General features: G+C 57.0%; 24 protein-coding genes and 5 pseudogenes. 16 read left to right on the plus strand and 13 right to left on the minus strand.

Going from position 1 to position 24,357, the window contains the following annotated elements; translation table 11 throughout:
* Positions 1-13 precede the first annotated feature (13 nt).
* Positions 14-1,213: a tetracycline efflux MFS transporter Tet(A) gene (gene tet(A) / locus LMH93_RS29355; RefSeq protein WP_000804064.1), complete on the minus strand. Its 1,200-nt coding sequence runs from the start codon at positions 1,211-1,213 to the stop codon at positions 14-16.
* Positions 1,214-1,318: 105 nt separating this feature from the next.
* On the opposite strand from tet(A), the gene tetR(A) reads away from it, so the two are divergent.
* Complete coding sequence (tetR(A), locus tag LMH93_RS29360) at positions 1,319-1,969, plus strand: tetracycline resistance transcriptional repressor TetR(A) (RefSeq protein WP_000164043.1); 651 nt, start codon at positions 1,319-1,321, stop codon at positions 1,967-1,969.
* 31 nt (positions 1,970-2,000) lie between these two features.
* Here the strand turns inward: tetR(A) and LMH93_RS29365 are convergent, their stop codons facing one another.
* The 4 genes from LMH93_RS29365 to intI1 form a co-directional block, all read right to left on the minus strand.
* Entirely contained in the window at positions 2,001-2,243 is a 243-nt protein-coding gene (locus tag LMH93_RS29365) for a transposase (protein WP_000844627.1), read from the minus strand.
* 233 nt (positions 2,244-2,476) lie between these two features.
* A complete protein-coding gene (locus LMH93_RS29370) occupies positions 2,477-3,043 on the minus strand; it encodes a recombinase family protein (protein ID WP_003159185.1) in 567 nt (188 codons plus the stop codon).
* Positions 3,044-3,171: 128 nt separating this feature from the next.
* A complete protein-coding gene (locus tag LMH93_RS29375) occupies positions 3,172-3,420 on the minus strand; it encodes a type II toxin-antitoxin system YafQ family toxin (protein ID WP_012585400.1) in 249 nt (82 codons plus the stop codon).
* A 259-nt stretch (positions 3,421-3,679) separates the two neighbouring features.
* On the minus strand, positions 3,680-4,693 hold the full coding sequence (gene intI1, locus LMH93_RS29380; protein ID WP_000845048.1) for a class 1 integron integrase IntI1: 1,014 nt from the start codon (positions 4,691-4,693) through the stop codon (positions 3,680-3,682).
* A 291-nt stretch (positions 4,694-4,984) separates the two neighbouring features.
* Here intI1 and LMH93_RS29385 point away from each other — a divergent pair, with 291 nt between their 5' ends.
* The 12 genes and pseudogenes from LMH93_RS29385 to LMH93_RS29440 all read left to right on the plus strand — a co-directional run.
* On the plus strand, positions 4,985-5,539 hold the full coding sequence (locus tag LMH93_RS29385) for a fluoroquinolone-acetylating aminoglycoside 6'-N-acetyltransferase AAC(6')-Ib-cr5 (RefSeq protein ID WP_063840321.1): 555 nt from the start codon (positions 4,985-4,987) through the stop codon (positions 5,537-5,539).
* Between the two features lie 276 nt (positions 5,540-5,815).
* Positions 5,816-6,472 carry a quinolone resistance pentapeptide repeat protein QnrVC1 gene (locus LMH93_RS29390; RefSeq protein ID WP_000415714.1) on the plus strand — a complete coding sequence of 219 codons (657 nt, stop codon included), beginning with the start codon at positions 5,816-5,818 and terminating at the stop codon, positions 6,470-6,472.
* Positions 6,473-6,635: 163 nt separating this feature from the next.
* The gene (locus LMH93_RS29395) at positions 6,636-7,190 is read left to right on the plus strand and encodes an aminoglycoside N-acetyltransferase AAC(6')-Ib4 (RefSeq protein ID WP_003159191.1); all 555 of its coding nucleotides are present in this window, start codon (positions 6,636-6,638) and stop codon (positions 7,188-7,190) included.
* Positions 7,191-7,431: 241 nt separating this feature from the next.
* A complete protein-coding gene (locus LMH93_RS29400) occupies positions 7,432-8,232 on the plus strand; it encodes an oxacillin-hydrolyzing class D beta-lactamase OXA-10 (protein ID WP_000846390.1) in 801 nt (266 codons plus the stop codon).
* Positions 8,233-8,248: 16 nt separating this feature from the next.
* Positions 8,249-9,040, plus strand: coding sequence for an ANT(3'')-Ia family aminoglycoside nucleotidyltransferase AadA1 (aadA1, locus tag LMH93_RS29405; protein ID WP_001209508.1), 792 nt, complete (start codon positions 8,249-8,251; stop codon positions 9,038-9,040).
* 74 nt (positions 9,041-9,114) lie between these two features.
* Positions 9,115-9,588, plus strand: a complete 474-nt coding sequence (gene dfrA14, locus LMH93_RS29410) for a trimethoprim-resistant dihydrofolate reductase DfrA14 (protein ID WP_004201280.1) — start codon at positions 9,115-9,117, stop codon at positions 9,586-9,588.
* A gap of 220 nt (positions 9,589-9,808) precedes the next feature.
* Positions 9,809-9,967: pseudogene (mobC, locus tag LMH93_RS29415) on the plus strand (plasmid mobilization relaxosome protein MobC); the annotation flags it as partial.
* Between the two features lie 58 nt (positions 9,968-10,025).
* Positions 10,026-10,100 (plus strand): annotated as a pseudogene (locus tag LMH93_RS29420) (hypothetical protein); the annotation flags it as partial.
* Positions 10,101-10,217: 117 nt separating this feature from the next.
* On the plus strand, positions 10,218-10,982 hold the full coding sequence (locus LMH93_RS29425; RefSeq protein WP_001389365.1) for an IS6-like element IS6100 family transposase: 765 nt from the start codon (positions 10,218-10,220) through the stop codon (positions 10,980-10,982).
* Positions 10,983-11,037: 55 nt separating this feature from the next.
* Positions 11,038-11,388, plus strand: a pseudogene (locus LMH93_RS29430) (DUF3883 domain-containing protein); the annotation flags it as partial.
* A 114-nt stretch (positions 11,389-11,502) separates the two neighbouring features.
* Positions 11,503-11,746 (plus strand): annotated as a pseudogene (locus LMH93_RS29435) (transposase); the annotation flags it as partial.
* Positions 11,745-12,950: pseudogene (locus tag LMH93_RS29440) on the plus strand (Tn3 family transposase); the annotation flags it as partial. The pseudogenes LMH93_RS29435 and LMH93_RS29440, both read left to right, overlap by 2 nt.
* A 234-nt stretch (positions 12,951-13,184) precedes the next feature.
* Here LMH93_RS29440 and LMH93_RS29445 read toward each other — a convergent pair.
* From LMH93_RS29445 to LMH93_RS29460, 4 genes are all read right to left on the minus strand, one after another.
* Complete coding sequence (locus tag LMH93_RS29445) at positions 13,185-13,982, minus strand: SprT-like domain-containing protein (protein ID WP_028691952.1); 798 nt, start codon at positions 13,980-13,982, stop codon at positions 13,185-13,187.
* Positions 13,983-14,112: 130 nt separating this feature from the next.
* Positions 14,113-14,493, minus strand: coding sequence for a hypothetical protein (locus tag LMH93_RS29450; RefSeq protein WP_028691951.1), 381 nt, complete (start codon positions 14,491-14,493; stop codon positions 14,113-14,115).
* A gap of 3 nt (positions 14,494-14,496) precedes the next feature.
* On the minus strand, positions 14,497-15,216 hold the full coding sequence (gene stbB, locus LMH93_RS29455) for a StbB family protein (RefSeq protein ID WP_028691950.1): 720 nt from the start codon (positions 15,214-15,216) through the stop codon (positions 14,497-14,499).
* On the minus strand, positions 15,213-15,668 hold the full coding sequence (locus tag LMH93_RS29460) for a hypothetical protein (RefSeq protein WP_028691949.1): 456 nt from the start codon (positions 15,666-15,668) through the stop codon (positions 15,213-15,215). The genes stbB and LMH93_RS29460 overlap by 4 nt, the downstream gene beginning before the upstream one ends.
* A gap of 432 nt (positions 15,669-16,100) precedes the next feature.
* Here LMH93_RS29460 and LMH93_RS29465 point away from each other — a divergent pair, with 432 nt between their 5' ends.
* Genes LMH93_RS29465 through mobF form a run of 3 tightly spaced genes read left to right on the plus strand, consistent with a single transcriptional unit; the run spans position 16,101 to position 20,982 of the window.
* On the plus strand, positions 16,101-16,484 hold the full coding sequence (locus tag LMH93_RS29465) for a hypothetical protein (RefSeq protein WP_028691948.1): 384 nt from the start codon (positions 16,101-16,103) through the stop codon (positions 16,482-16,484).
* Positions 16,484-18,034, plus strand: a complete 1,551-nt coding sequence (locus tag LMH93_RS29470; RefSeq protein WP_028691947.1) for a type IV secretion system DNA-binding domain-containing protein — start codon at positions 16,484-16,486, stop codon at positions 18,032-18,034. The genes LMH93_RS29465 and LMH93_RS29470 overlap by 1 nt, the downstream gene beginning before the upstream one ends.
* Positions 18,035-18,045: 11 nt before the next feature.
* Positions 18,046-20,982 (plus strand): MobF family relaxase, encoded by a 2,937-nt coding sequence (gene mobF / locus LMH93_RS29475; RefSeq protein WP_028691946.1) that lies wholly within the window; start codon positions 18,046-18,048, stop codon positions 20,980-20,982.
* A 1-nt stretch (position 20,983) separates the two neighbouring features.
* Here the strand turns inward: mobF and LMH93_RS29480 are convergent, their stop codons facing one another.
* The 4 genes from LMH93_RS29480 to LMH93_RS29495 all read right to left on the minus strand — a co-directional run bounded on the left by LMH93_RS29480 (position 20,984) and on the right by LMH93_RS29495 (position 24,323).
* Positions 20,984-21,469, minus strand: coding sequence for a hypothetical protein (locus tag LMH93_RS29480; protein WP_028691945.1), 486 nt, complete (start codon positions 21,467-21,469; stop codon positions 20,984-20,986).
* Positions 21,470-21,589: 120 nt separating this feature from the next.
* On the minus strand, positions 21,590-23,008 hold the full coding sequence (locus LMH93_RS29485; protein WP_181726247.1) for an IS1182 family transposase: 1,419 nt from the start codon (positions 23,006-23,008) through the stop codon (positions 21,590-21,592).
* Positions 23,009-23,120: 112 nt separating this feature from the next.
* A complete protein-coding gene (locus tag LMH93_RS29490) occupies positions 23,121-23,753 on the minus strand; it encodes a KfrB domain-containing protein (protein ID WP_028691944.1) in 633 nt (210 codons plus the stop codon).
* Positions 23,754-23,765: 12 nt separating this feature from the next.
* On the minus strand, positions 23,766-24,323 hold the full coding sequence (locus tag LMH93_RS29495) for a phospholipase D family nuclease (RefSeq protein ID WP_051555727.1): 558 nt from the start codon (positions 24,321-24,323) through the stop codon (positions 23,766-23,768).
* Positions 24,324-24,357: the final 34 nt, after the last annotated feature.

The following is a 24,357-nucleotide window of genomic DNA, read 5'->3' on the forward strand; positions in this document are numbered from 1 at the left end:
ATCGTTTCCACGATCAGCGATCGGCTCGTTGCCCTGCGCCGCTCCAAAGCCCGCGACGCAGCGCCGGCAGGCAGAGCAAGTAGAGGGCAGCGCCTGCAATCCATGCCCACCCGTTCCACGTTGTTATAGAAGCCGCATAGATCGCCGTGAAGAGGAGGGGTCCGACGATCGAGGTCAGGCTGGTGAGCGCCGCCAGTGAGCCTTGCAGCTGCCCCTGACGTTCCTCATCCACCTGCCTGGACAACATTGCTTGCAGCGCCGGCATTCCGATGCCACCCGAAGCAAGCAGGACCATGATCGGGAACGCCATCCATCCCCGTGTCGCGAAGGCAAGCAGGATGTAGCCTGTGCCGTCGGCAATCATTCCGAGCATGAGTGCCCGCCTTTCGCCGAGCCGGGCGGCTACAGGGCCGGTGATCATTGCCTGGGCGAGTGAATGCAGAATGCCAAATGCGGCAAGCGAAATGCCGATCGTGGTCGCGTCCCAGTGAAAGCGATCCTCGCCGAAAATGACCCAAAGCGCGGCCGGCACCTGTCCGACAAGTTGCATGATGAAGAAGACCGCCATCAGGGCGGCGACGACGGTCATGCCCCGGGCCCACCGGAACGAAGCGAGCGGGTTGAGAGCCTCCCGGCGTAACGGCCGGCGTTCGCCTTTGTGCGACTCCGGCAAAAGGAAACAGCCCGTCAGGAAATTGAGGCCGTTCAAGGCTGCCGCGGCGAAGAACGGAGCGTGGGGGGAGAAACCGCCCATCAGCCCACCGAGCACAGGTCCCGCGACCATCCCGAACCCGAAACAGGCGCTCATGAAGCCGAAGTGCCGCGCGCGCTCATCGCCATCAGTGATATCGGCAATATAAGCGCCGGCTACCGCCCCAGTCGCCCCGGTGATGCCGGCCACGATCCGCCCGATATAGAGAACCCAAAGGAAAGGCGCCGTCGCCATGATGGCGTAGTCGACAGCAGCGCCGGCCAGCGAGACGAGCAAGACCGGCCGCCGCCCGAAACGATCCGACAGCGCGCCCAGCACAGGTGCGCAGGCAAATTGCATCAACGCATACAGCGCCAGCAGAATGCCATAGTGGGCGGTGACGTCGTTCGAGTGAACCAGATCGCGCAGGAGGCCCGGCAGCACCGGCATAATCAGGCCGATGCCGACAGCGTCGAGCGCGACAGTGCTCAGAATTACGATCAGGGGTCTGTTGGGTTTCACGTCTGGCCTCCGGACCAGCCTCCGCTGGTCCGATTGAACGCGCGGATTCTTTATCACTGATAAGTTGGTGGACATATTATGTTTATCAGTGATAAAGTGTCAAGCATGACAAAGTTGCAGCCGAATACAGTGATCCGTGCCGCCCTGGACCTGTTGAACGAGGTCGGCGTAGACGGTCTGACGACACGCAAACTGGCGGAACGGTTGGGGGTTCAGCAGCCGGCGCTTTACTGGCACTTCAGGAACAAGCGGGCGCTGCTCGACGCACTGGCCGAAGCCATGCTGGCGGAGAATCATACGCATTCGGTGCCGAGAGCCGACGACGACTGGCGCTCATTTCTGATCGGGAATGCCCGCAGCTTCAGGCAGGCGCTGCTCGCCTACCGCGATGGCGCGCGCATCCATGCCGGCACGCGACCGGGCGCACCGCAGATGGAAACGGCCGACGCGCAGCTTCGCTTCCTCTGCGAGGCGGGTTTTTCGGCCGGGGACGCCGTCAATGCGCTGATGACAATCAGCTACTTCACTGTTGGGGCCGTGCTTGAGGAGCAGGCCGGCGACAGCGATGCCGGCGAGCGCGGCGGCACCGTTGAACAGGCTCCGCTCTCGCCGCTGTTGCGGGCCGCGATAGACGCCTTCGACGAAGCCGGTCCGGACGCAGCGTTCGAGCAGGGACTCGCGGTGATTGTCGATGGATTGGCGAAAAGGAGGCTCGTTGTCAGGAACGTTGAAGGACCGAGAAAGGGTGACGATTGATCAGGACCGCTGCCGGAGCGCAACCCACTCACTACAGCAGAGCCATGTAGACAACATCCCCTCCCCCTTTCCACCGCGTCAGACGCCCGTAGCAGCCCGCTACGGGCTTTTTCATGCCCTGCCCTAGCGTCCAAGCCTCACGGCCGCGCTCGGCCTCTCTGGCGGCCTTCTGGCGCTCCTGCTGCGGCGTCCGCTCGTGGGCCGTGGCGCGGGTCCGCGCGCCGGCCTCGTGCGCCTGGCGCTCGCGGGCGAGGTCCAGGGCGGCCGTCTTCACGTTCTGCCTTGCGCAGATGAGATAGATCTAGCGTGGACTCAAGGCTCTCGCGAATGGCTCGCGTTGGAAACTTTCATTGACACTTGAGGGGCACCGCAGGGAAATTCTCGTCCTTGCGAGAACCGGCTATGTCGTGCTGCGCATCGAGCCTGCGCCCTTGGCTTGTCTCGCCCCTCTCCGCGTCGCTACGGGGCTTCCAGCGTGTCATTTTCAGAAGACGACTGCACGGAATATCAGGAGTCGGCTGCACTGGTGGATTGCAGCGCGGTGTACAGGGCCGTCTTGCTCACCTTGAGCCGTGTAGCGGCCTCTCGGACATTAAGCCCGTTGGCGATGTGCTCCCGCGCTCGCTGCAACTTGTCGGCGGTGACAACCGGCTTTCGCCCGCCCTTCCTCCCACGAGCGGCGGCGGCAGTCAACCCGGCCTTGGTGCGCTCGCGGATCAAGTCGCGCTCGAACTGGCCCAGCGCGCCGAACACGTGGAAGATGAGCCGCCCGCCTGGCGTGGTGGTGTCGATGGCTTCCGTCAGAGAACGGAAGCCGACGCCTCGCGCTTCCAGCGCGCCTATCGTTTCGATTAGGTGCGGCATAGAGCGCCCGAGCCGATCCAGCCGCCAGACGGCCAGCACGTCGCCGTCGCGCAGGTAGGCCAGCGCATCAGCCAAGCCGGGGCGGTCGGCCTTGGCCCCGGAAGCCGTGTCCTCGAAAACGCGCTCGCAGCCTGCCTTGCGTAGCGCATCCGTCTGCAAGGCGGTGTCCTGTTCCGCCGTCGATACCCGCGCATAGCCGATCAGTGCCATTTGCCGCCTCTCTTGTCCGTCATTCCGTCCGCCTATCTTAATGTCCGACAACCCGTTGTGCAATAACTTTGCTGGACAGTGTCCGGCATGGCCGACTAATGATCGTTTGGCGGACAAGGCGACTGGCATCAGCCGAACAGCTCGCTATGGGAGCCAAGCCGCGCCAGTCGCAGGGTGTCGGCGTCGGACTTGCGGTAGATCAGCAGCAGGTCGGGCTTGATGTGGCATTCGCGGTAGCCCGCCCAATCGCCGGAAAGATCGTGGTCGCGGTATCGCACATCCAGGGGCTGATCGGTCGCCAGCGCGACCAGAACCGGCTTGAGGTCATCATTCGTGCAGCGGACTCCTGATACTGTTCGTTCAATAGACGACTGCACAACAGCCTTCAAACCGCGTTGTCTGGTGCAGTCGTCTTCTGAAAATGACACAAAAACTGTCGTTTTCAGAAGACGGCTGCACTGAACGTCAGAAGCCGACTGCACTATAGCAGCGGAGGGGTTGGATCCATCAGGCAACGACGGGCTGCTGCCGGCCATCAGCGGACGCAGGGAGGACTTTCCGCAACCGGCCGTTCGATGCGGCACCGATGGCCTTCGCGCAGGGGTAGTGAATCCGCCAGGATTGACTTGCGCTGCCCTACCTCTCACTAGTGAGGGGCGGCAGCGCATCAAGCGGTGAGCGCACTCCGGCACCGCCAACTTTCAGCACATGCGTGTAAATCATCGTCGTAGAGACGTCGGAATGGCCGAGCAGATCCTGCACGGTTCGAATGTCGTAACCGCTGCGGAGCAAGGCCGTCGCGAACGAGTGGCGGAGGGTGTGCGGTGTGGCGGGCTTCGTGATGCCTGCTTGTTCTACGGCACGTTTGAAGGCGCGCTGAAAGGTCTGGTCATACATGTGATGGCGACGCACGACACCGCTCCGTGGATCGGTCGAATGCGTGTGCTGCGCAAAAACCCAGAACCACGGCCAGGAATGCCCGGCGCGCGGATACTTCCGCTCAAGGGCGTCGGGAAGCGCAACGCCGCTGCGGCCCTCGGCCTGGTCCTTCAGCCACCATGCCCGTGCACGCGACAGCTGCTCGCGCAGGCTGGGTGCCAAGCTCTCGGGTAACATCAAGGCCCGATCCTTGGAGCCCTTGCCCTCCCGCACGATGATCGTGCCGTGATCGAAATCCAGATCCTTGACCCGCAGTTGCAAACCCTCACTGATCCGCATGCCCGTTCCATACAGAAGCTGGGCGAACAAACGATGCTCGCCTTCCAGAAAACCGAGGATGCGAACCACTTCATCCGGGGTCAGCACCACCGGCAAGCGCCGCGACGGCCGAGGTCTTCCGATCTCCTGAAGCCAGGGCAGATCCGTGCACAGCACCTTGCCGTAGAAGAACAGCAAGGCCGCCAATGCCTGACGATGCGTGGAGACCGAAACCTTGCGCTCGTTCGCCAGCCAGGACAGAAATGCCTCGACTTCGCTGCTGCCCAAGGTTGCCGGGTGACGCACACCGTGGAAACGGATGAAGGCACGAACCCAGTGGACATAAGCCTGTTCGGTTCGTAAGCTGTAATGCAAGTAGCGTATGCGCTCACGCAACTGGTCCAGAACCTTGACCGAACGCAGCGGTGGTAACGGCGCAGTGGCGGTTTTCATGGCTTGTTATGACTGTTTTTTTGTACAGTCTATGCCTCGGGCATCCAAGCAGCAAGCGCGTTACGCCGTGGGTCGATGTTTGATGTTATGGAGCAGCAACGATGTTACGCAGCAGGGCAGTCGCCCTAAAACAAAGTTAGATGCACTAAGCACATAATTGCTCACAGCCAAACTATCAGGTCAAGTCTGCTTTTATTATTTTTAAGCGTGCATAATAAGCCCTACACAAATTGGGAGTTAGACATCATGAGCAACGCAAAAACAAAGTTAGGCATCACAAAGTACAGCATCGTGACCAACAGCAACGATTCCGTCACACTGCGCCTCATGACTGAGCATGACCTTGCGATGCTCTATGAGTGGCTAAATCGATCTCATATCGTCGAGTGGTGGGGCGGAGAAGAAGCACGCCCGACACTTGCTGACGTACAGGAACAGTACTTGCCAAGCGTTTTAGCGCAAGAGTCCGTCACTCCATACATTGCAATGCTGAATGGAGAGCCGATTGGGTATGCCCAGTCGTACGTTGCTCTTGGAAGCGGGGACGGAAGGTGGGAAGAAGAAACCGATCCAGGAGTACGCGGAATAGACCAGTTACTGGCGAATGCATCACAACTGGGCAAAGGCTTGGGAACCAAGCTGGTTCGAGCTCTGGTTGAGTTGCTGTTCAATGATCCCGAGGTCACCAAGATCCAAACGGACCCGTCGCCGAGCAACTTGCGAGCGATCCGATGCTACGAGAAAGCGGGGTTTGAGAGGCAAGGTACCGTAACCACCCCATATGGTCCAGCCGTGTACATGGTTCAAACACGCCAGGCATTCGAGCGAACACGCAGTGATGCCTAACCCTTCCATCGAGGGGGACGTCCAAGGGCTGGCGCCCTTGGCCGCCCCTCATGTCAAACGTTATGTGCTTTCTCTAAAACAAGCCAGATTCACTGAAACTTTCTTCTGGCTGGCCGCATCGGTCGTTTCGAATTAGCCACCTTTAAAATGCCGTTTTGATGCCTTATTTTGGCTAAAACGGGGTGTTTTAAGTTTCTGTTTTTATTGGTTTTGTTTTTGTTGAGAACTTTCAGGTAAATGATAGTCTTCAAATCAAATGTTTTTTGGAGCCACAGCATGGAAAAATCAAAGCAATTATATAATCAAGTGAACTTCTCACATCAGGACTTGCAAGAACATATCTTTAGCAATTGTACTTTTATACATTGTAATTTTAAGCGCTCAAACCTCCGAGATACACAGTTCATTAACTGTACTTTCATAGAGCAGGGGGCATTGGAAGGGTGCGATTTTTCTTATGCTGATCTTCGAGATGCTTCATTTAAAAACTGTCAGCTTTCAATGTCCCATTTTAAGGGGGCAAATTGCTTTGGTATTGAACTGAGAGATTGTGATCTTAAAGGAGCGAATTTTAGTCAAGTTAGTTTTGTAAATCAGGTTTCGAATAAAATGTACTTTTGTTCTGCATACATAACAGGTTGTAACTTATCCTATGCCAATTTTGAGCAGCAGCTTATTGAAAAATGTGACCTGTTCGAAAATAGATGGATTGGTGCAAATCTTCGAGGCGCTTCATTTAAAGAATCAGATTTAAGCCGTGGTGTTTTTTCGGAAGACTGCTGGGAACAGTTTAGAGTACAAGGCTGTGATTTAAGCCATTCAGAGCTTTATGGTTTAGATCCTCGAAAGATTGATCTTACGGGTGTAAAAATATGCTCGTGGCAACAGGAACAGTTACTGGAGCAATTAGGGGTAATCATTGTTCCTGACTAAGCGCAAGATTCGGCTACGCACATAACAAACGCTTTAAGACGGATTCGCAACGTTTGGCGGTTTTAGTTTGAATTGGCTTTTGTATTTACGGTGTAATAATTGAGTGTTGTGGTAGCGTTGCTCACCACTTAAGCGGGCGTTAGGCATCACAAAGTACAGCATCGTGACCAACAGCAACGATTCCGTCACACTGCGCCTCATGACTGAGCATGACCTTGCGATGCTCTATGAGTGGCTAAATCGATCTCATATCGTCGAGTGGTGGGGCGGAGAAGAAGCACGCCCGACACTTGCTGACGTACAGGAACAGTACTTGCCAAGCGTTTTAGCGCAAGAGTCCGTCACTCCATACATTGCAATGCTGAATGGAGAGCCGATTGGGTATGCCCAGTCGTACGTTGCTCTTGGAAGCGGGGACGGATGGTGGGAAGAAGAAACCGATCCAGGAGTACGCGGAATAGACCAGTCACTGGCGAATGCATCACAACTGGGCAAAGGCTTGGGAACCAAGCTGGTTCGAGCTCTGGTTGAGTTGCTGTTCAATGATCCCGAGGTCACCAAGATCCAAACGGACCCGTCGCCGAGCAACTTGCGAGCGATCCGATGCTACGAGAAAGCGGGGTTTGAGAGGCAAGGTACCGTAACCACCCCAGATGGTCCAGCCGTGTACATGGTTCAAACACGCCAGGCATTCGAGCGAACACGCAGTGATGCCTAACCCTTCCATCGAGGGGGACGTCCAAGGGCTGGCGCCCTTGGCCGCCCCTCATGTCAAACGTTAGGCCTCGCCGAAGCGAAAGATCGCTACTTGAAGTGTTGACGCCTTTGTTTTAAAGTTTCGCGTCTATCTTTCTGATTTTGTTAAAAAATCAGACTTTGATTAATCATGTTAGACGTCAGAGGTATTTTGACTTAAACGCCTCTGAGGTCGAATTAACGTTAGCCACCAAGAAGGTGCCATGAAAACATTTGCCGCATATGTAATTATCGCGTGTCTTTCGAGTACGGCATTAGCTGGTTCAATTACAGAAAATACGTCTTGGAACAAAGAGTTCTCTGCCGAAGCCGTCAATGGTGTCTTCGTGCTTTGTAAAAGTAGCAGTAAATCCTGCGCTACCAATGACTTAGCTCGTGCATCAAAGGAATATCTTCCAGCATCAACATTTAAGATCCCCAACGCAATTATCGGCCTAGAAACTGGTGTCATAAAGAATGAGCATCAGGTTTTCAAATGGGACGGAAAGCCAAGAGCCATGAAGCAATGGGAAAGAGACTTGACCTTAAGAGGGGCAATACAAGTTTCAGCTGTTCCCGTATTTCAACAAATCGCCAGAGAAGTTGGCGAAGTAAGAATGCAGAAATACCTTAAAAAATTTTCCTATGGCAACCAGAATATCAGTGGTGGCATTGACAAATTCTGGTTGGAAGGCCAGCTTAGAATTTCCGCAGTTAATCAAGTGGAGTTTCTAGAGTCTCTATATTTAAATAAATTGTCAGCATCTAAAGAAAACCAGCTAATAGTAAAAGAGGCTTTGGTAACGGAGGCGGCACCTGAATATCTAGTGCATTCAAAAACTGGTTTTTCTGGTGTGGGAACTGAGTCAAATCCTGGTGTCGCATGGTGGGTTGGGTGGGTTGAGAAGGAGACAGAGGTTTACTTTTTCGCCTTTAACATGGATATAGACAACGAAAGTAAGTTGCCGCTAAGAAAATCCATTCCCACCAAAATCATGGAAAGTGAGGGCATCATTGGTGGCTAAAACAAAGTTAAACATCATGAGGGAAGTGGTGATCGCCGAAGTATCGACTCAACTATCAGAGGTAGTTGGCGTCATCGAGCGCCATCTCGAACCGACGTTGCTGGCCGTACATTTGTACGGCTCCGCAGTGGATGGCGGCCTGAAGCCACACAGTGATATTGATTTGCTGGTTACGGTGACCGTAAGGCTTGATGAAACAACGCGGCGAGCTTTGATCAACGACCTTTTGGAAACTTCGGCTTCCCCTGGAGAGAGCGAGATTCTCCGCGCTGTAGAAGTCACCATTGTTGTGCACGACGACATCATTCCGTGGCGTTATCCAGCTAAGCGCGAACTGCAATTTGGAGAATGGCAGCGCAATGACATTCTTGCAGGTATCTTCGAGCCAGCCACGATCGACATTGATCTGGCTATCTTGCTGACAAAAGCAAGAGAACATAGCGTTGCCTTGGTAGGTCCAGCGGCGGAGGAACTCTTTGATCCGGTTCCTGAACAGGATCTATTTGAGGCGCTAAATGAAACCTTAACGCTATGGAACTCGCCGCCCGACTGGGCTGGCGATGAGCGAAATGTAGTGCTTACGTTGTCCCGCATTTGGTACAGCGCAGTAACCGGCAAAATCGCGCCGAAGGATGTCGCTGCCGACTGGGCAATGGAGCGCCTGCCGGCCCAGTATCAGCCCGTCATACTTGAAGCTAGACAGGCTTATCTTGGACAAGAAGAAGATCGCTTGGCCTCGCGCGCAGATCAGTTGGAAGAATTTGTTCACTACGTGAAAGGCGAGATCACCAAGGTAGTCGGCAAATAATGTCTAACAATTCGTTCAAGCCGACGCCGCTTCGCGGCGCGGCTTAACTCAAGCGTTAACCCAGGATGAGAACCTTGAAAGTATCATTGATGGCTGCGAAAGCGAAAAACGGCGTGATTGGTTGCGGTCCAGACATACCCTGGTCCGCGAAAGGGGAGCAGCTACTTTTTAAAGCATTGACCTACAATCAGTGGCTTCTGGTGGGTCGCAAGACGTTTGAATCTATGGGCGCACTCCCCAATAGGAAATACGCGGTCGTTACCCGCTCAGGTTGGACATCAAATGATGACAATGTAGTTGTATTTCAGTCAATCGAAGAGGCCATGGACAGGCTAGCTGAATTCACCGGTCACGTTATAGTGTCTGGTGGCGGAGAAATTTACCGAGAAACATTACCCATGGCCTCTACGCTCCACTTATCGACGATCGACATCGAGCCAGAGGGGGATGTTTTCTTCCCGAGTATTCCAAATACCTTCGAAGTTGTTTTTGAGCAACACTTTACTTCAAACATTAACTATTGCTATCAAATTTGGAAAAAGGGTTAACAAAGCTATGCAATCGACGGCAAAAAGCTTCGTTCGCTTCGCGCACTACGCCTTTTCCGCGATTGATAGCGACGTTATGTGAATATTGAAATGAGCATTCCAAAGAAAGGAAGTAGAAAAATTATCGTGGGCGAAAATGAGTTTTTGTGGCTCATTAGGTCAAAACTCACATATTCGCAGGACTGTTTAGGTACAGAAATGACTGCGGTCGTTGAACCGGATGCCGGTCCTCACTGATGAAGAAGTGAACACCGTACGGGAATCGTGCCGGCAGCTTGGAGCTATCGGCCGGAACCTCAACCAGGTGGCCAGGGCCTTGAACATCGAGTTCAGGGAAAGTGACAAGCTCAAGCAAGAGGCCATCGAAAAACTGGCCGAACGGATCGACCAGCATTTGGACCATGTGTCTGAGCTGTTCGATAAGACCTGGAGCCGGTGGCACGATTGTCATTTTCAGAAGACGACTGCACCAGTTGATTGGGCGTAATGGCTGTTGTGCAGCCAGCTCCTGACAGTTCAATATCAGAAGTGATCTGCACCAATCTCGACTATGCTCAATACTCGTGTGGGCTCTGTTGCAAAAATCGTGAAGCTTGAGCATGCTTGGCGGAGATTGGACGGACGGAACGATGACGGATTTCAAGTGGCGCCATTTCCAGGGTGATGTGATCCTGTGGGCGGTGCGCTGGTATTGTCGCTATCCGATCAGCTATCGCGACCTTGAGGAAATGCTGGCGGAACGCGGCATTTCGGTCGACCATACGACGATCTATCGCTGGGTCCAGTGCTACGCCCCGGAGATGGAGAAGCGGCTGCGCTGGTTCTGGCGGCGTGGCTTTGATCCGAGCTGGCGCCTGGATGAAACCTACGTCAAGGTGCGGGGCAAGTGGACCTACCTGTACCGGGCAGTCGACAAGCGGGGCGACACGATCGATTTCTACCTGTCGCCGACCCGCAGCGCCAAGGCAGCGAAGCGGTTCCTGGGCAAGGCCCTGCGAGGCCTGAAGCACTGGGAAAAGCCTGCCACGCTCAATACCGACAAAGCGCCGAGCTATGGTGCAGCGATCACCGAATTGAAGCGCGAAGGAAAGCTGGACCGGGAGACGGCCCACCGGCAGGTGAAGTATCTCAATAACGTGATCGAGGCCGATCACGGAAAGCTCAAGATACTGATCAAGCCGGTGCGCGGTTTCAAATCGATCCCCACGGCCTATGCCACGATCAAGGGATTCGAAGTCATGCGAGCCCTGCGCAAAGGACAGGCTCGCCCCTGGTGCCTGCAGCCCGGCATCAGGGGCGAGGTGCGCCTTGTGGAGAGAGCTTTTGGCATTGGGCCCTCGGCGCTGACGGAGGCCATGGGCATGCTCAACCACCATTTCGCAGCAGCCGCCTGATCGGCGCAGAGCGACAGCCTACCTCTGACTGCCGCCAATCTTTGCAACAGAGCCCTACGAACAGCAACGCCTGACCGAGCTCGGCCACCCAGAGCTTTTTCAGCGGCTGGATTGGGTGTCCGACACCCAGGGAGACGGTGCGGGGTTCGACATCCTGTCGTTCGAAGAGGACGCCCATGAGCGCTTCATCGAGGTGAAAACCACCAATGGCGGGGTAGGCTCGTCTTTCTTGGTCAGCCACAACGAACTCGAATTCTCCAAGGAGGCGGGCGATCAATTCCATCTGTATCGCGTGTTCCAGTTTCGGGACGGTCCGCGCCTGTTCACGCTACCCGGCGACCTCAGCCAACATGTGCATCTCAAGCCGACGGACTACCGGGCGAGTTTCCGGAGTTTGGTGGGGTAAAGGCAGGGTTCTGTTGAGCCGAATGGCTGTGTGCGGCCGATTCTGTTGAAAAAGTAGCGGCCTCCCCATGCCGTTGGCAAAATTGCTTTGTCAGCGAGCGTGGGGGCGAACAGCATGATGGGACAGTTACCGGGAGGACAGCAGCGCCTGTTCTACTCGTTCAATCTGGAAGATCACGTCCCGGCCCAACATCTCCTGCGCAGCATCGACCAGTGCTTGGATCTCAGTGATCTACGTGCCTACCTGGCAGATTTCTATAGCCCCATCGGGCGTCCCTCGATTGACCCGGAGTTGATGGTGCGCATGCTGGTCGTCGGCTACTTGCTATGGCATTCGTTCCGAGCGGCGATTGTGCGAAGCAGGGCAAGGCGATCAACGACAAGGTGCGCCTGTACTCCAGGATCGGCCAGGCGCTGCTGGAAGCGAAGGAAAGCGGCAGCGACCCCTATGCCGCCATCGAGGCGGTGATTCCCTGGGACGAGTTCACCGAGAGCGTCAGCGAGGCCGAGCTGCTGGCCCGGCCGGAAGGCTTCGACCACCTGCACCTGGTCGGCGAGAACTTCGCCACCCTGCGCCGTTACACGCCGGCCTTGCTGGAGGTGCTGGAACTGCGCGCCGCGCCGGCCGCGCAAGGCGTGCTGGCAGCCGTGCAGACCCTGCGTGAGATGAACGCCGACAACCTGCGCAAGGTGCCGGCCGATGCACCCACGGCCTTCATCAAGCCGCGCTGGAAGCCGCTGGTGATCACCCCGGAAGGCCTCGACCGGAAATTCTACGAAATCTGCGCCCTGTCCGAGCTGAAGAACGCCCTGCGCTCCGGCGACATCTGGGTCAAGGGCTCGCGGCAGTTCCGCGACTTCGACGACTACCTGCTGCCGGCCGAGAAGTTCGCCGCACTCAAGCGCGAGCAGGCCCTGCCCCTGGCGATCAACCCGAACAGCGACCAGTACCTGGAAGAGCGTTTGCAGCTGCTGGACGAGCAGTTGGCCACCGTCACCCGCCTGGCCAAGGACAACGAGCTGCCCGATGCCATCCTCACCGAGTCAGGGCTGAAAATCACCCCGCTGGATGCGGCGGTGCCGGATCGGGCGCAGGCGCTGATCGACCAAACCAGCCAGTTACTGCCGCGCATCAAGATCACCGAACTGCTGATGGACGTGGACGACTGGACGGGCTTCAGCCGCCACTTCACCCACTTGAAGGACGGGGCCGAGGCCAAAGACAGGACGTTGCTGCTGTCCGCAATCCTCGGTGATGCGATCAACCTCGGGCTGACCAAGATGGCCGAGTCGAGCCCCGGCCTGACCTACGCCAAGCTGTCCTGGCTGCAAGCCTGGCACATCCGCGACGAAACCTATTCGGCGGCCTTGGCCGAGCTGGTCAACCACCAGTATCGCCACGCCTTTGCCGCCCACTGGGGCGACGGCACGACCTCATCCTCCGATGGCCAGCGCTTCCGCGCGGGTGGCCGGGGCGAGAGCACCGGGCACGTCAACCCGAAGTACGGTAGCGAGCCGGGACGGCTGTTCTATACCCCATTCGGACACCGACTACACAACCTAAGGGCTTGCAGGCTGTCAGCAGGGCTTATCGTACGATTTTTTCCGTTTTCTCTATGCCCCCCGATTTAATGTCGTTCTCGTACAGCTGCAGCAAGTCGTCGCGTGACGGTATGTACATGGGAGGTGATCTCCAGCTGGTTCTTAGCCCTAACGCATATATACGTTAGGGCCTCACCGGCAGCAAGTCGCCTCGCCGGCAGCGGCCAGGCGGGGGCAACTGACGCCCTCCGGTTATCAGTCGTCCCCGCCCGGCTGGGCATCAGCGTCGGGCGGCACTTCCACCAGCTCGCCGGCCTCAAGGAAACGTACGTCGCAGTCCACACAGAGCAGCCGCCCGCTAAGGCCTGGCTTGCCCCACACGTTCAACTTGCAGCTGGGACAGGTGTACTTGCGCTTGTTCTTCGGATCCTCAGCCGGCGTTGCCGGCTGGATCAGACCCGCAACAGTCAGTGCCGGTATGTCGATGGTCGGATCCTCGGGCTGGGGTAAAGGCTCCCCACCTGGCCCGTACAGCTGCGTTGCGGACATTGGCACCCGCTGGGTGACGATATCGATCCAGGAAATCATGGCGCCGGTTGCGAGTAATTCGTCGCATGCCACATCGAAGGGACCGCCCTCGATGATGTAGTGCGTCATCTGCTGCCCGCACCGGCGCCCGCCAGGCTCACCCGTGTGCGAAGGCATCAGCCCGATGGCCTCCATTTTGTCGGCCCACTCGCGGTTGTGGTACCCGCCGCGAGACTTCTTCCCGAAGCAGTCCTGCCACTGGTGCGCCTGTTCATGCACCAGCGTGGACAGCGTTTGCTTGATGCTGCGATGCGCGAAGTAGGCGCAGTTCAGCGCGATTTCATCGCTCTTACCCGAGCCATTCCGGCGCAGGAAGCGCGATGGCGAGTAATAGCCGAAAGTGTTGGCCTTGCGCTGCAGGGTGAAGATGCAGCCGGGCAGCTGGCCACCGTATAACCGATCATTGAACCAGTCGTACGCCCCCTCGATTTCGTCATAGAGCAACTGGCTTGGGGTTGCGGACATGCGGCCTCCATTTCTCGCACGCGAGAATCCCCCCTGCTGATCACTCGGCGTCAGGGGGGTGAACGTTACAGACATTGTAACCTGTATCGTACGATACAGGTTACACATCAAAAAAAGGGGGCAAGCCCCCTCACCGTCCTACTAAGTAGGCGACATACACGATGGCGGCGCCAAGCGCCGCACCAATCGATAGCAGAGCTACCGAGTACCCAACCGCCCGGCGCTCAGCCTGTGCTGTCACCAGGCTGGCCGCACTGCGGTTGATCTCATTCCCAATCCGCGCTGCCGCTTCGCGTCCTGCCTGCACCAGTGCGTTGCGCTGTTCTTCCATCATCGACTCGAAGTTCAGCTGCGTCTGCAGCAGGACTTTGCCTGCTGCATCGCGTACGGCTTCGGAAGTCTTCGCCGCCAGGTCGGCGTCGACCTGTTCCAGGCGCCGCACGATGGCATCAAAGTCCTCCATCATTTGCGCGACCATCGCTTCGCGGGCCGTGGTTGGGTCCTTGGCCATCGATCACTTCCCCTTGCCGAACAGCGAGGCATATACCTGGTCAAGGTTGCGCGATGCCGACTTGGCCAGGCGCTGCGCGGAGATCATGCGCAGGGCGTGATCCTTTTCGGTTTCGTCCTTGGCATCGCGCAACTGGGCGCGATAGTCCGTGGAGTCCTCCAGTACCTGCGTGACGTTCATTTTCAGCGGGCGCAGGCGCTCGAAAATTTCGTTCGCGTACACCACAGCATCGCGCTTGAGGGTGAATTTCTTCTCGACTTCGTGGAAGCCGAACAGCGCCGCGAACGTCTGCGGGATATCGTCGGCATCATCGATCTGGACTTTGTTGAAGACGACCAAGATCTTTTTCGCCGGCACGCCGAGCGCGGCCAGGGTCTTGATGGTGTTGATGGTATCGACCTGCTGCTTTTTCTCCGGCACTGCCGGCACCAGGAAGTAATCGATATCTTCGTGGGAGCCGTCGTACTGGCCCATGAACTTGAAGAAGTCTTCAACGTTGGATGCGCCAACGTCGACCACAACCTTGTCCTCGGTCAGCAGTACCTCGGACAGTTCGCCAAACTGTTTGCCCTTGAGGCGTTCAATTTCGGCTGCGGTGTCCGACGCACCGGCGTTGATGGTTTCAATTGCAAACCGCAGACCGCCGATACGGGGCCAAAGCAGGTTATCGGAGAGTGTGGTTTTTCCGGAGTTGCCGGTGAAATTCACGGTGACGGTTCTCATGTGCGTTTCCTTCTGCTGCGCGCTGCGCTTTCATATCGATCCAAGTCCGAGGCGTTTTGATCGTCCCCGGGATTCATGAGCCTGCTCAACTCAGCCGGCCCCAAATGGGGCCGTTCGTCCGCGTCATGGCTCGGTTCTGTATCGTACGATACACCTCCTTCCTGTTCCGGCTCGACCTGCCGCGCTGGTTCCTCAAAATGTTGCGGCACTGGTGCTGGGCTTGCAGTCTTTGCCTGGTTTCCACGTTGGGCCTTGCGGTATCGGTACAGGTAGCTCTTGAGCGTATCCATACTGACCTCGATACCTTGCTCCTTGAGCACATCCAGAATCGCCTGGCGTCGTACACCTGCCCTCAGCTGCTTCTCGATCACTGGCATGACCTTGCGTATTTTCGCTGCCTTTGTCACTGGCTCAACCGCCATCAGTGCCTTCTCGATATCCTTGCCTGCCATTTTGCACCCTACCTGCACCCATATTGCATTTACCCTGTATCCTACTCACCCCCTACCTGTAGTCAAGCTATACCCCTTCTGCACTCAATCTACAGCCATACAGCACCCTTTCTGCCTACCCTTGTCCTCCGCTCGCTACGGCCTTCGGCCTAGGCACTAAAAACGCCCTTAACAAGAGCATCAATTTCGACCCTTAACAGGGTCAAAATCTCAATACACAACACGCACCTCCCTGGCGGGAGGTGGAAGCCGCGTCAGCCTTGAGCCTGAGCCGCTTTTCCAGAATTTACTACGTGATACGTTTGTATTACAAAGTATGCTTGCAGTGCAGATAAATCAAGGTTTTTGTGTGATACATTTGCATTACAGCGAATGTGCGTTACCTTTGGGCATGTCAAACCCCAATTTTCAAGGTGCATTTGAGGGAGCAACGTGGGCAAAACAGTACCCATTCGATTCAACGACGAGCAGCTGTCCAGGGTTGAAGAAGCGGCGGCACTCGCTGGCTATAAGCACCTATCGAGCTACATCCGCGACCGGGTGCTGGCCACAGACAAAGGTGGCCGGCAGGTGGATATGGACAGCTGGGCCGAGCAGCAACAGATCCTTGGCTTGCTCGAAACCATCACCCAGGAACAGGCACGGAGCAGAACCATTCAGGCCATCGTGGTCTATCTGCTGCGTCAAGGAACGGCACAGGGCAAGGTCAATGAGCTGCGCGCTCATCTCAAGCACCTGGTCAGCAGCGAGGATGCACTCGCAGCACTTTTGCCCGACCTGGCCGAGGACATTGAACGTCTATCAGGAGAGGACTGATGCACAAACAAGAGGTTGATTCCGCCGCTATGACAGCGGGCTTTGGTTTGCCGATCGCTGGCTGGTTGGCCGGCACCCAGCTGGCTCAGCTGCCACTGGCGCCGTTCCCTGCAGCGTTCAAAGAAACACTGCACAACGGCTGGCACGAACCTCTAGTGCTGGGTGCCACCATTGCCACCTCGGTTGTTGCTGCAGGCTTGTGTTACTACCTGTACGAATACTGCGACGACGGGTTCAGAGGCGAACGGTTCCAGCAATGGCTGCGTGGTTCTCGGATTCGTAACTGGCATTTCGTGGAGCGCAAGGTCAACGCTCGCAATGCCAAGACCAACCGTGAGCGCCGCAAAAAGGGGTTGGAGAATGCCAAGCCAATCATGGTCGGCAAGCTGCCGATGCCGCTGCACCTAGAAGACCGCAACACCATGATCTGCGCGTCCATCGGTGCCGGTAAGTCCGTGACCATGGAAGGCATGATCGCATCGGCATTACGGCGCAACGACCGCATGGCCGTGGTCGATCCCAACGGGACCTTTTACTCCAAGTTCAGTTTCAAGGGCGACTACATTCTCAATCCCTTTGATGCGCGCTCTGCAGGCTGGACCATCTTCAACGAGATCCGTGGCGTTCACGATTTCAACCGCATGGCTAAATCGATCATTCCGCCGCAGGTAGACCCCAGCGACGAGCAGTGGTGTGCCTACGCTCGGGACGTACTGTCCGACACCATGCGCAAGCTGATGGAAACGAACAACGCCAACCAAGATACGCTGGTCAACCTTCTGGTTCGCGAAGATGGCGACACCATCCGGGCGTTCTTGGCGAACACCGACTCCGAAGGCTATTTCCGTGACAACGCGGAGAAAGCCATCGCAAGCATCCAGTTCATGATGAACAAGTACATCCGCCCTCTTCGCTACATGGGTAAAGGTGACTTTTCGATTTATCGCTGGGTGAATGATCCCGACGCCGGCAACCTGTTCATTACCTGGCGGGAGGATATGCGCGACACCATGCGCCCGCTGGTGGCCACCTGGATCGATACCATCTGCGCAACCATCCTCAGCTCCGAGCCAATGACCGGTAAACGTCTGTGGCTGTTTCTCGATGAGCTGCAATCGCTCGGTAAATTGGAGAGTTTCGTTCCCGCTGCGACCAAGGGCCGGAAACATGGCCTGCGCATGGTCGGCAGTCTGCAAGACTGGTCCCAGCTCAACGCAAGTTATGGCCGGGACGACGCGGACACGCTGCTGTCGTGCTTTCGTAACTACGTCATTCTGGCGGCGGCAAACGCCAAGAACGCCGAAATGGCCAAGGAAATCTTGGGCAATCAGGAGGTCAAGCGCTTCCGCAAGTCTTGGACTGCAGGGCGCATGACGAGGGCCGAGGAAATCAAGCTGGAACCGGTCGTGATGGATTCGGAGATCTCGAACCTCAATGACTTGGAAGCCTACGTCAAGTTTGCCGAGGACTTCCCCATTACCAAGATCAAGACGCCTTACGTCGATTACAAAGAGCGGGCGCCGGCAATCGTCATTGGCCAAGCAGCTTGACGAGGTAAGCGATGTTCAACGTGACGCTGATCAAGGGTGACAACCAGTACGCGGCGGCAGGCTACTTTTCCAACGCCGATGACTACTACGCCAAGGAAGCCCCCGGCGAGTGGCAAGGTATCGGTGCCGAGTTGCTGGGTTTGGAGGGGCCTATCGACCAGAAGGAGCTGGCCCGTCTGTTCGATGGAAAGCTCCCGAATGGCGAACGAATGGCTAAGACCTTCGACAAGGAAACAGGCTCCCGTCGCATGGGCTTAGACCTAACGTTCTCGGCTCCTAAGTCCGTCTCAATGCAGGCGCTGATCGCCGGCGACAAGGATGTGATGGCAGCACACGACCGCGCAGTGACCAAGAGCATGGAGGAAGTCGAGCGCCTGGCCCAAACACGATTGAAGGTGAACGGCAAAACCATGCTCGAGCGCTCGGGCAACTTGGTGATAGGCAAGTTTCGTCATGAAATGAGCCGGGCCAAGGATCCGCAGATGCACACGCATGCCGTGGTCATGAACATGACCAGGCGGTCGGATGGCAAATGGCGCGCTTTGCGCAACGACGATATCTACAAGATCCAGCCGCAAGTCGATGCCATGTACAAGGGCATCCTTGCCCAGGAACTGCGTGCGCTGGGATATGAGATCCGGGTTCTGGATAACCAGGGCAACTTCGAGCTGGCCCACATATCGCGTGACCAGATCGAGGCGTTTTCCAGTCGTTCCAAAGTGATCGAGGACGCGCTGGCCAAGGACGGAAAAACCCGCGCCGATGCCACCCCGCTCGAAAAGCAGATCATTGCGATGGCCACACGGCCACGCAAGGACGAGCGCGACCGCCACCTGGTCAAAGAATATTGGGTAACCAAAGCTCGCGAGCTGGGCATTGATTTTGGCGCTCGCAGCCACCTGGACAATCGCGAATACGCGCCTCGCAAGGGCAGCCCTGCAGAATACAGCCTGCCCGAGGGCATCACGCCAGGGCAGGCCGTTGTCCAGTACGCCATCAATCACCTGACCGAACGTGAGCAAGTGGTAGGGGAAAATGACCTGCGCACCGTCGCCTTGCGACGTGCGGTCGGCCTTGCTACCCCTGATCAGGTAAACGAGGAAATCAAGCGCCTGGTCAAGCAAGGGACGCTTATCGAATCTCCGCCGACCTACCGCATGCCCAACGGCGACTTAGATTCGCCGGTACTGTCGCCTGCTGGCTGGCGGGCACACCTGCAGGAGCTGAAAGGCTGGAGTGAGAAACAGGCCCGTCAGTATGTAGACAAGGCTATCAAGCGCGGTTCGCTAGAGCCTGCAGAAAAGCGCTATACGACGCAGAAGGCCTTGAAGCGCGAGAAAGCCATTCTGGCTATCGAGCGGACAGGCCGTGGCCAGGTCACCCCGTTGATGACCAAGGAACAGGTGGCCAAGGCGCTGGAAGGGTCCACCTTGTCGGCTGGCCAATACCAAGCCGTTGAGGTGATCGTCAGCACCAACAATCGATTTGTAGGCATCCAGGGTGATGCCGGTACCGGCAAAACCTACTCGGTAGACCGTGCCGTCAAACTGATCGATTCCGTGAACGCCGCGATGGCCAGCCGGGATTCCCAACCGGGATCAGGGTACAGAGTTGTTGCCCTGGCACCGTACGGCAACCAGGTCACCGCCTTGAAGAACGAAGGGTTGGATGCGCACACGCTGGCCAGCTTCTTCCACACCAAGAACAAGGGATTGGATGCCAAGACCATCGTTATTCTCGATGAGGCCGGCGTGGTGGGCGCCCGCCAGATGGAACGGCTGATGCGGGAGATCGAGCAATCCGGCGCCCGCTTGATCCAGCTGGGTGACACCAAGCAAACCGAGGCCATCGAGGCAGGCAAGCCATTTGCTCAGCTGCAGCAAAACGGCATGCAGACCGCACGTATCAAGGAGATCCAGCGGCAGAAGGATCCCGAGTTGAAACTGGCAGTGCAGCATGCGGCCGAGGGGAAGCCCACCAAGTCCCTGGATCACCTGAAACACGTTGAAGAATTGCGAACGGCCACTGAGCGGCACCAGGCCATTGTCCGCGACTACATGGCACTGACGCCCGACCAACGCAAAGAGGTATTGATCGTTGCCGGCACCAACAAGGACCGGAAGGAAATCAACCAGATGGCCCGCCAGGCACTCGGGCTGCTGGGGAAGGGTAAACAGTTCGAAACGTTGAACCGTGTCGATTCCACCGACGCAGAACGTCGGTACGCCCCCAGCTACAAGCAGGGCATGATCATTCAGCCGGAAAAGGACTATAAACGGGCTGGCCTGGTACGAGGTGAGCTGTATGTGGTCGACCAGGCGCTGCCGGGTAATGTGCTTGTGGTCAAGGACCGTAGCGGCAACCGATACGAGTTCAACCCGAGACAGGCCACCAAGCTCAGTGTCTACAAGCTGGAGAAACCCGAGCTGTCTGTGGGTGACCTCATTCGCATCAACCGCCAGGATCCCAAGCTGGACCTCACCAACGGCGACCGCATGCGCGTAGTCAGCATCGAGGGCGGCGTGGTGCAGCTGGCTTCGCTCAAGGAGATCAACGGCCAGCCCGAACGCACCGTGAGCTTGCCGACCAACAAGCCGTTGCACCTGGAACATGCCTATTCCGCGACCGTCCACAGCGCTCAGGGTCTGACCAATGATCGCGTCATGATCTCGCTCAACACCAAGAGCCGCACCACCTCGCAGAACCTTTGGTATGTGGCCATCAGCCGGGCACGGCATGAAGCCCGCGTCTATGCAGACTCAATCAAAGGTCTGCCGGCAGCAATCGCCAAGCGCTACGACAAAACCACGGCGTTGTCGCTGCAGCAGGAACGCGAGCGGCAGCGTAGGGAGTCGATTCAACCGCGGAATGTTGCGGACGGCCAGGCGCTGGAGCGCAAGCAACGTACTCGCTTGGAAGGCCCGAGCAGCGGGCATCCCAGGATGTGAGTCAAACGCTTTTGGTGGTGCTGGCCAGCTTCCCACTATGCCCCGCCTTGTGCGGGGTTTTCAGTGGCGGGGTATCGGAACGTGGACGGTACGTGGTGATTCCAAGTTTACGCCGGCGCTTGAGGACTGCACTTGGACTTCTGCCGGCGAGTTGAGCAATCGCTGCATCGCTCAACACCCCTAGCAGGGGATCGAACACTTCGAGCGGATTGGTCTGCTGGTCACGGTGCGACGGAATGCCCAGGGATGACCGCCTGACCGTTATCGTTTGCTTGGCCACCCCTGCCAGCTGGGCCACATGCTCATCCGTGAACAGACCCAAGATGGAGTCATAGGCCTGCAGATGGCTCCCAATGCCAAGGCGTCGGCGCCGTCCTGCCACCGCGTGGATGCTAACACCCGCTGCAGTGGCGATCTGTGCGTCCGACCAGCGACCGAATAGCGGCTCGAATGGCCACAGCAGCTGATCGATTTCGTCATGAGTCATATCGAATATCGGGCAAAAAGAAAGGAGCCTACCCAGATTGTGTGAAAACACACTGATAGGTCCTAGACCAAACGCCCCGACTTGTTCGGGGCGTTTGTTTTTGTGCTGAAAAAAGGCTCCTCAGCCCATCAACTGCATCATTTTCTTGGTACCCAGTACGCTGATCGCCCGCTTGAGGTTGTATGCGGTCACGGCCAAGGCCATTTCGGCTCTCGTCCCTTCGAGTTGCCGTAGCAAGAACCGTCCGTTCCCAAATAGCCATTGTTTGAGATTACCAAACGGGTGCTCCACGATGGATCTGCGTCGTTCCATCATCTCTGGATGCAGTTGCATCCGCTTCGTCATTCGTTCAAAGGCTTCTTCTTGTGCGTGACGCGAGACGTAGCGGCGCTTGGCCGTCGTACATTGGGCTTTCAGCGCACATCCAGCGCAGTCGCTGATTGCTGCCTGGTAGATCCGGTCGCCTTTGTAACGCTGCTTCAGGGTTAGCCACTGGCCTGCTGGACATTGGTACCGATCGTGGTCAGAGTCGTAGGTAAAGTCTTGGCGTTCGAACAATGCCTCTCCGCCTGGGTTCGAGGTTCGGTTTGGCGGCACGTAAGCGGTAATGGAGGCTTCCTCACACGCCTGGAACTGTTGGCCGTTTGAGTAGCCCATGTCCGCAGTCACGGTCAGAGCGTCTTGCCCAAGTTCGGCTTTGGCTGCTTTAGCCATGGGTTCGAGCTGCTTACGGTCATCACCCTCTTGCGTCACCTCGTGATGCAAAATCAGGCAGTGTTCTGCGTCGACGGCAGTCTGCACGTTATAGGCAACACGCGCCCCCTTGGGCGTGCGCATCATCCGGGCATCGTTTTCGTGCGTGTTGAACTGCTCCAGCCCCATCGATTTCATCAAGGCTTGGCAACTGCGATTGTCTTGCTGCTTGGCCTCAAGTTTCGCCAGGGCCGCCTTGATCGCAGTGCGATCTATCACTTGCTCGCCCTCAGACTTGTCTGCGGCATCCAGGTCCGCCAGGTATTGGGCAATCCGCTTCTCCAGCTTCTCGTCCTGACGCTTGAGCTGGTTCAAGTTCAGGTGGCGTCGCGCGGAAGCGACTGCCTGAAACTTGCTCCCGTCGATGGCAACCAAGTCACCGGCAATCAAACCGGCAGCTCGGCAGAACTGTACAAAGGCTCGGCATGTCGCGACGAACGCAGCTTTGTTGTTCTTGCGGAAGTCGGCGATGGTTTTGAAGTCGGGTTTGAGCCGATTGATCAGCCACATCACTTCGATGTTGCGCTGGCATTCGGCTTCCAGGCGCCGGGACGAGCGAATGCGCTGGAAGTAACCATAAAGGTAGAGCTTTAGGTGATCGGCGGGGTCGTACGCGGGGCGCCCGGTGGCCTTGGGCTGAGTTTTCTCAAAGCCGAGTTGACCCAGATCCAGCTTGGCGACATACAGATCAATGACCCGTACGAGGTGATCTTCAGGGATCAATTCCTCCAACGAGACCGGGAACAGGCTGGTCTGGCTGCGGGACTCTCCTTGTATGTAGGCCATAACGAAAAATGCTCCATATCTTTCGATACGGAGCATTCTCTTAAAGGGCCGGGCAGATTGCTAGGTTTTCACACAATCTGTACCGGCTCCTTTCTCCTTTTTCAGCTACTACTCAAAAACCTTTGCCGCCGTAGCCTTTCGGTTGGTGTGAGGGGGTTTTTAGTTCGTGCTGCAGCTGGCGTTCTTGCACGATGCCAACGCCCGAGAACGGGTAACGGATCGACAGATCCTTGCCCTGGTGCAACAACCCAGCCTTGGCACTGCTCAAGGCCGCTCGCTCATGGGCAATATGGATAGTCTTCTGTCCGTCACTGACGGCCTGAATCACCTGGTTATTGTGGAAGGCGACTATCTTGCCGTCGTAGGTCTTGCCCTGCTCAGCTGCCTTGATGGCCGGCATATCCATTGGCTTGGCCATTGCCATCGCTTCACCGGGTTTACCAGAGGCCGCGCCGGATTGCTCAGCCTTGCGCAGCTCCAGCGCATCCTTGAACGAGGCTTTGAAGTCTGCAGCGCCTGGCATATTGTCGAACGGCAGATCCTTGTAATACTGCGTGCCCTCCTTGCCAACCTGCGCAAAGACACGAGCGGCTTGCCCGCCCTGTTGAACAGTCATCACGGATTTGTCGGAAAGCTCGGCCTTGAACCAGGCTGCGCCCGCCAGCTTTGCGTCGGTGAACGTTTCCGGTTCCCTGCCCTTTTGGAACAGCTGGTAAGTGGTGGTCTGATCAGTTTGCTTGTCCATGTGCGTGCCCTCTCAGTAGCTTGGTTTGAATGCTTGGCCCTTCTCCCACCGGCTCTGCCAGTGGTTCAGGTACTGCTCAGCGAGATCGGCGTCGTTCCAGACGACCAGTGCGTTCTCACTATTGTTTCTGGCAGCTGCAGCGGTGTAGTTGTAGCTGCCGGTTTCAACTGCCTTGCCGTCAATCACCATGAACTTGTCATGGTGGATCGCGTAGGCCTTCACCGTACGGGTTGGGATGCCGGCACGGGCCAGCAATGTCAGCGCATGTTGGCCAGCGCGGGCAGCGCCACCTTGCAGATTGCCTTGATGGTCAGCCACCACCGCCACATCGACACCGCGCTGTTTGGCCGAGATCAAGGCCTTGGTCACATCGGGGCTGGTCAGCATGTACGCCGAAAGGCGAATCGAGCTTTTGGCCGCGCCAATGGTGCGCAGTACTAGATCCTGTGCCGAGCCTTCTGGCGAGAAGCCGACTTCAATGCGGCGCGCGCCATCGACCAATAGCGGTGCGGCTGCAGGCTCCGACGAAGCAGGCGCCTGGTCAGCCCAAACCAGGGAGCTGGCCACCATCGCTACGGCCAAGGAAAGGGACCTTACTGCAGTG

Source organism: Pseudomonas sp. CIP-10 (genome assembly GCF_020911845.1).
Classification (GTDB): Bacteria; Pseudomonadota; Gammaproteobacteria; order Pseudomonadales; family Pseudomonadaceae; genus Aquipseudomonas; species Aquipseudomonas alloputida.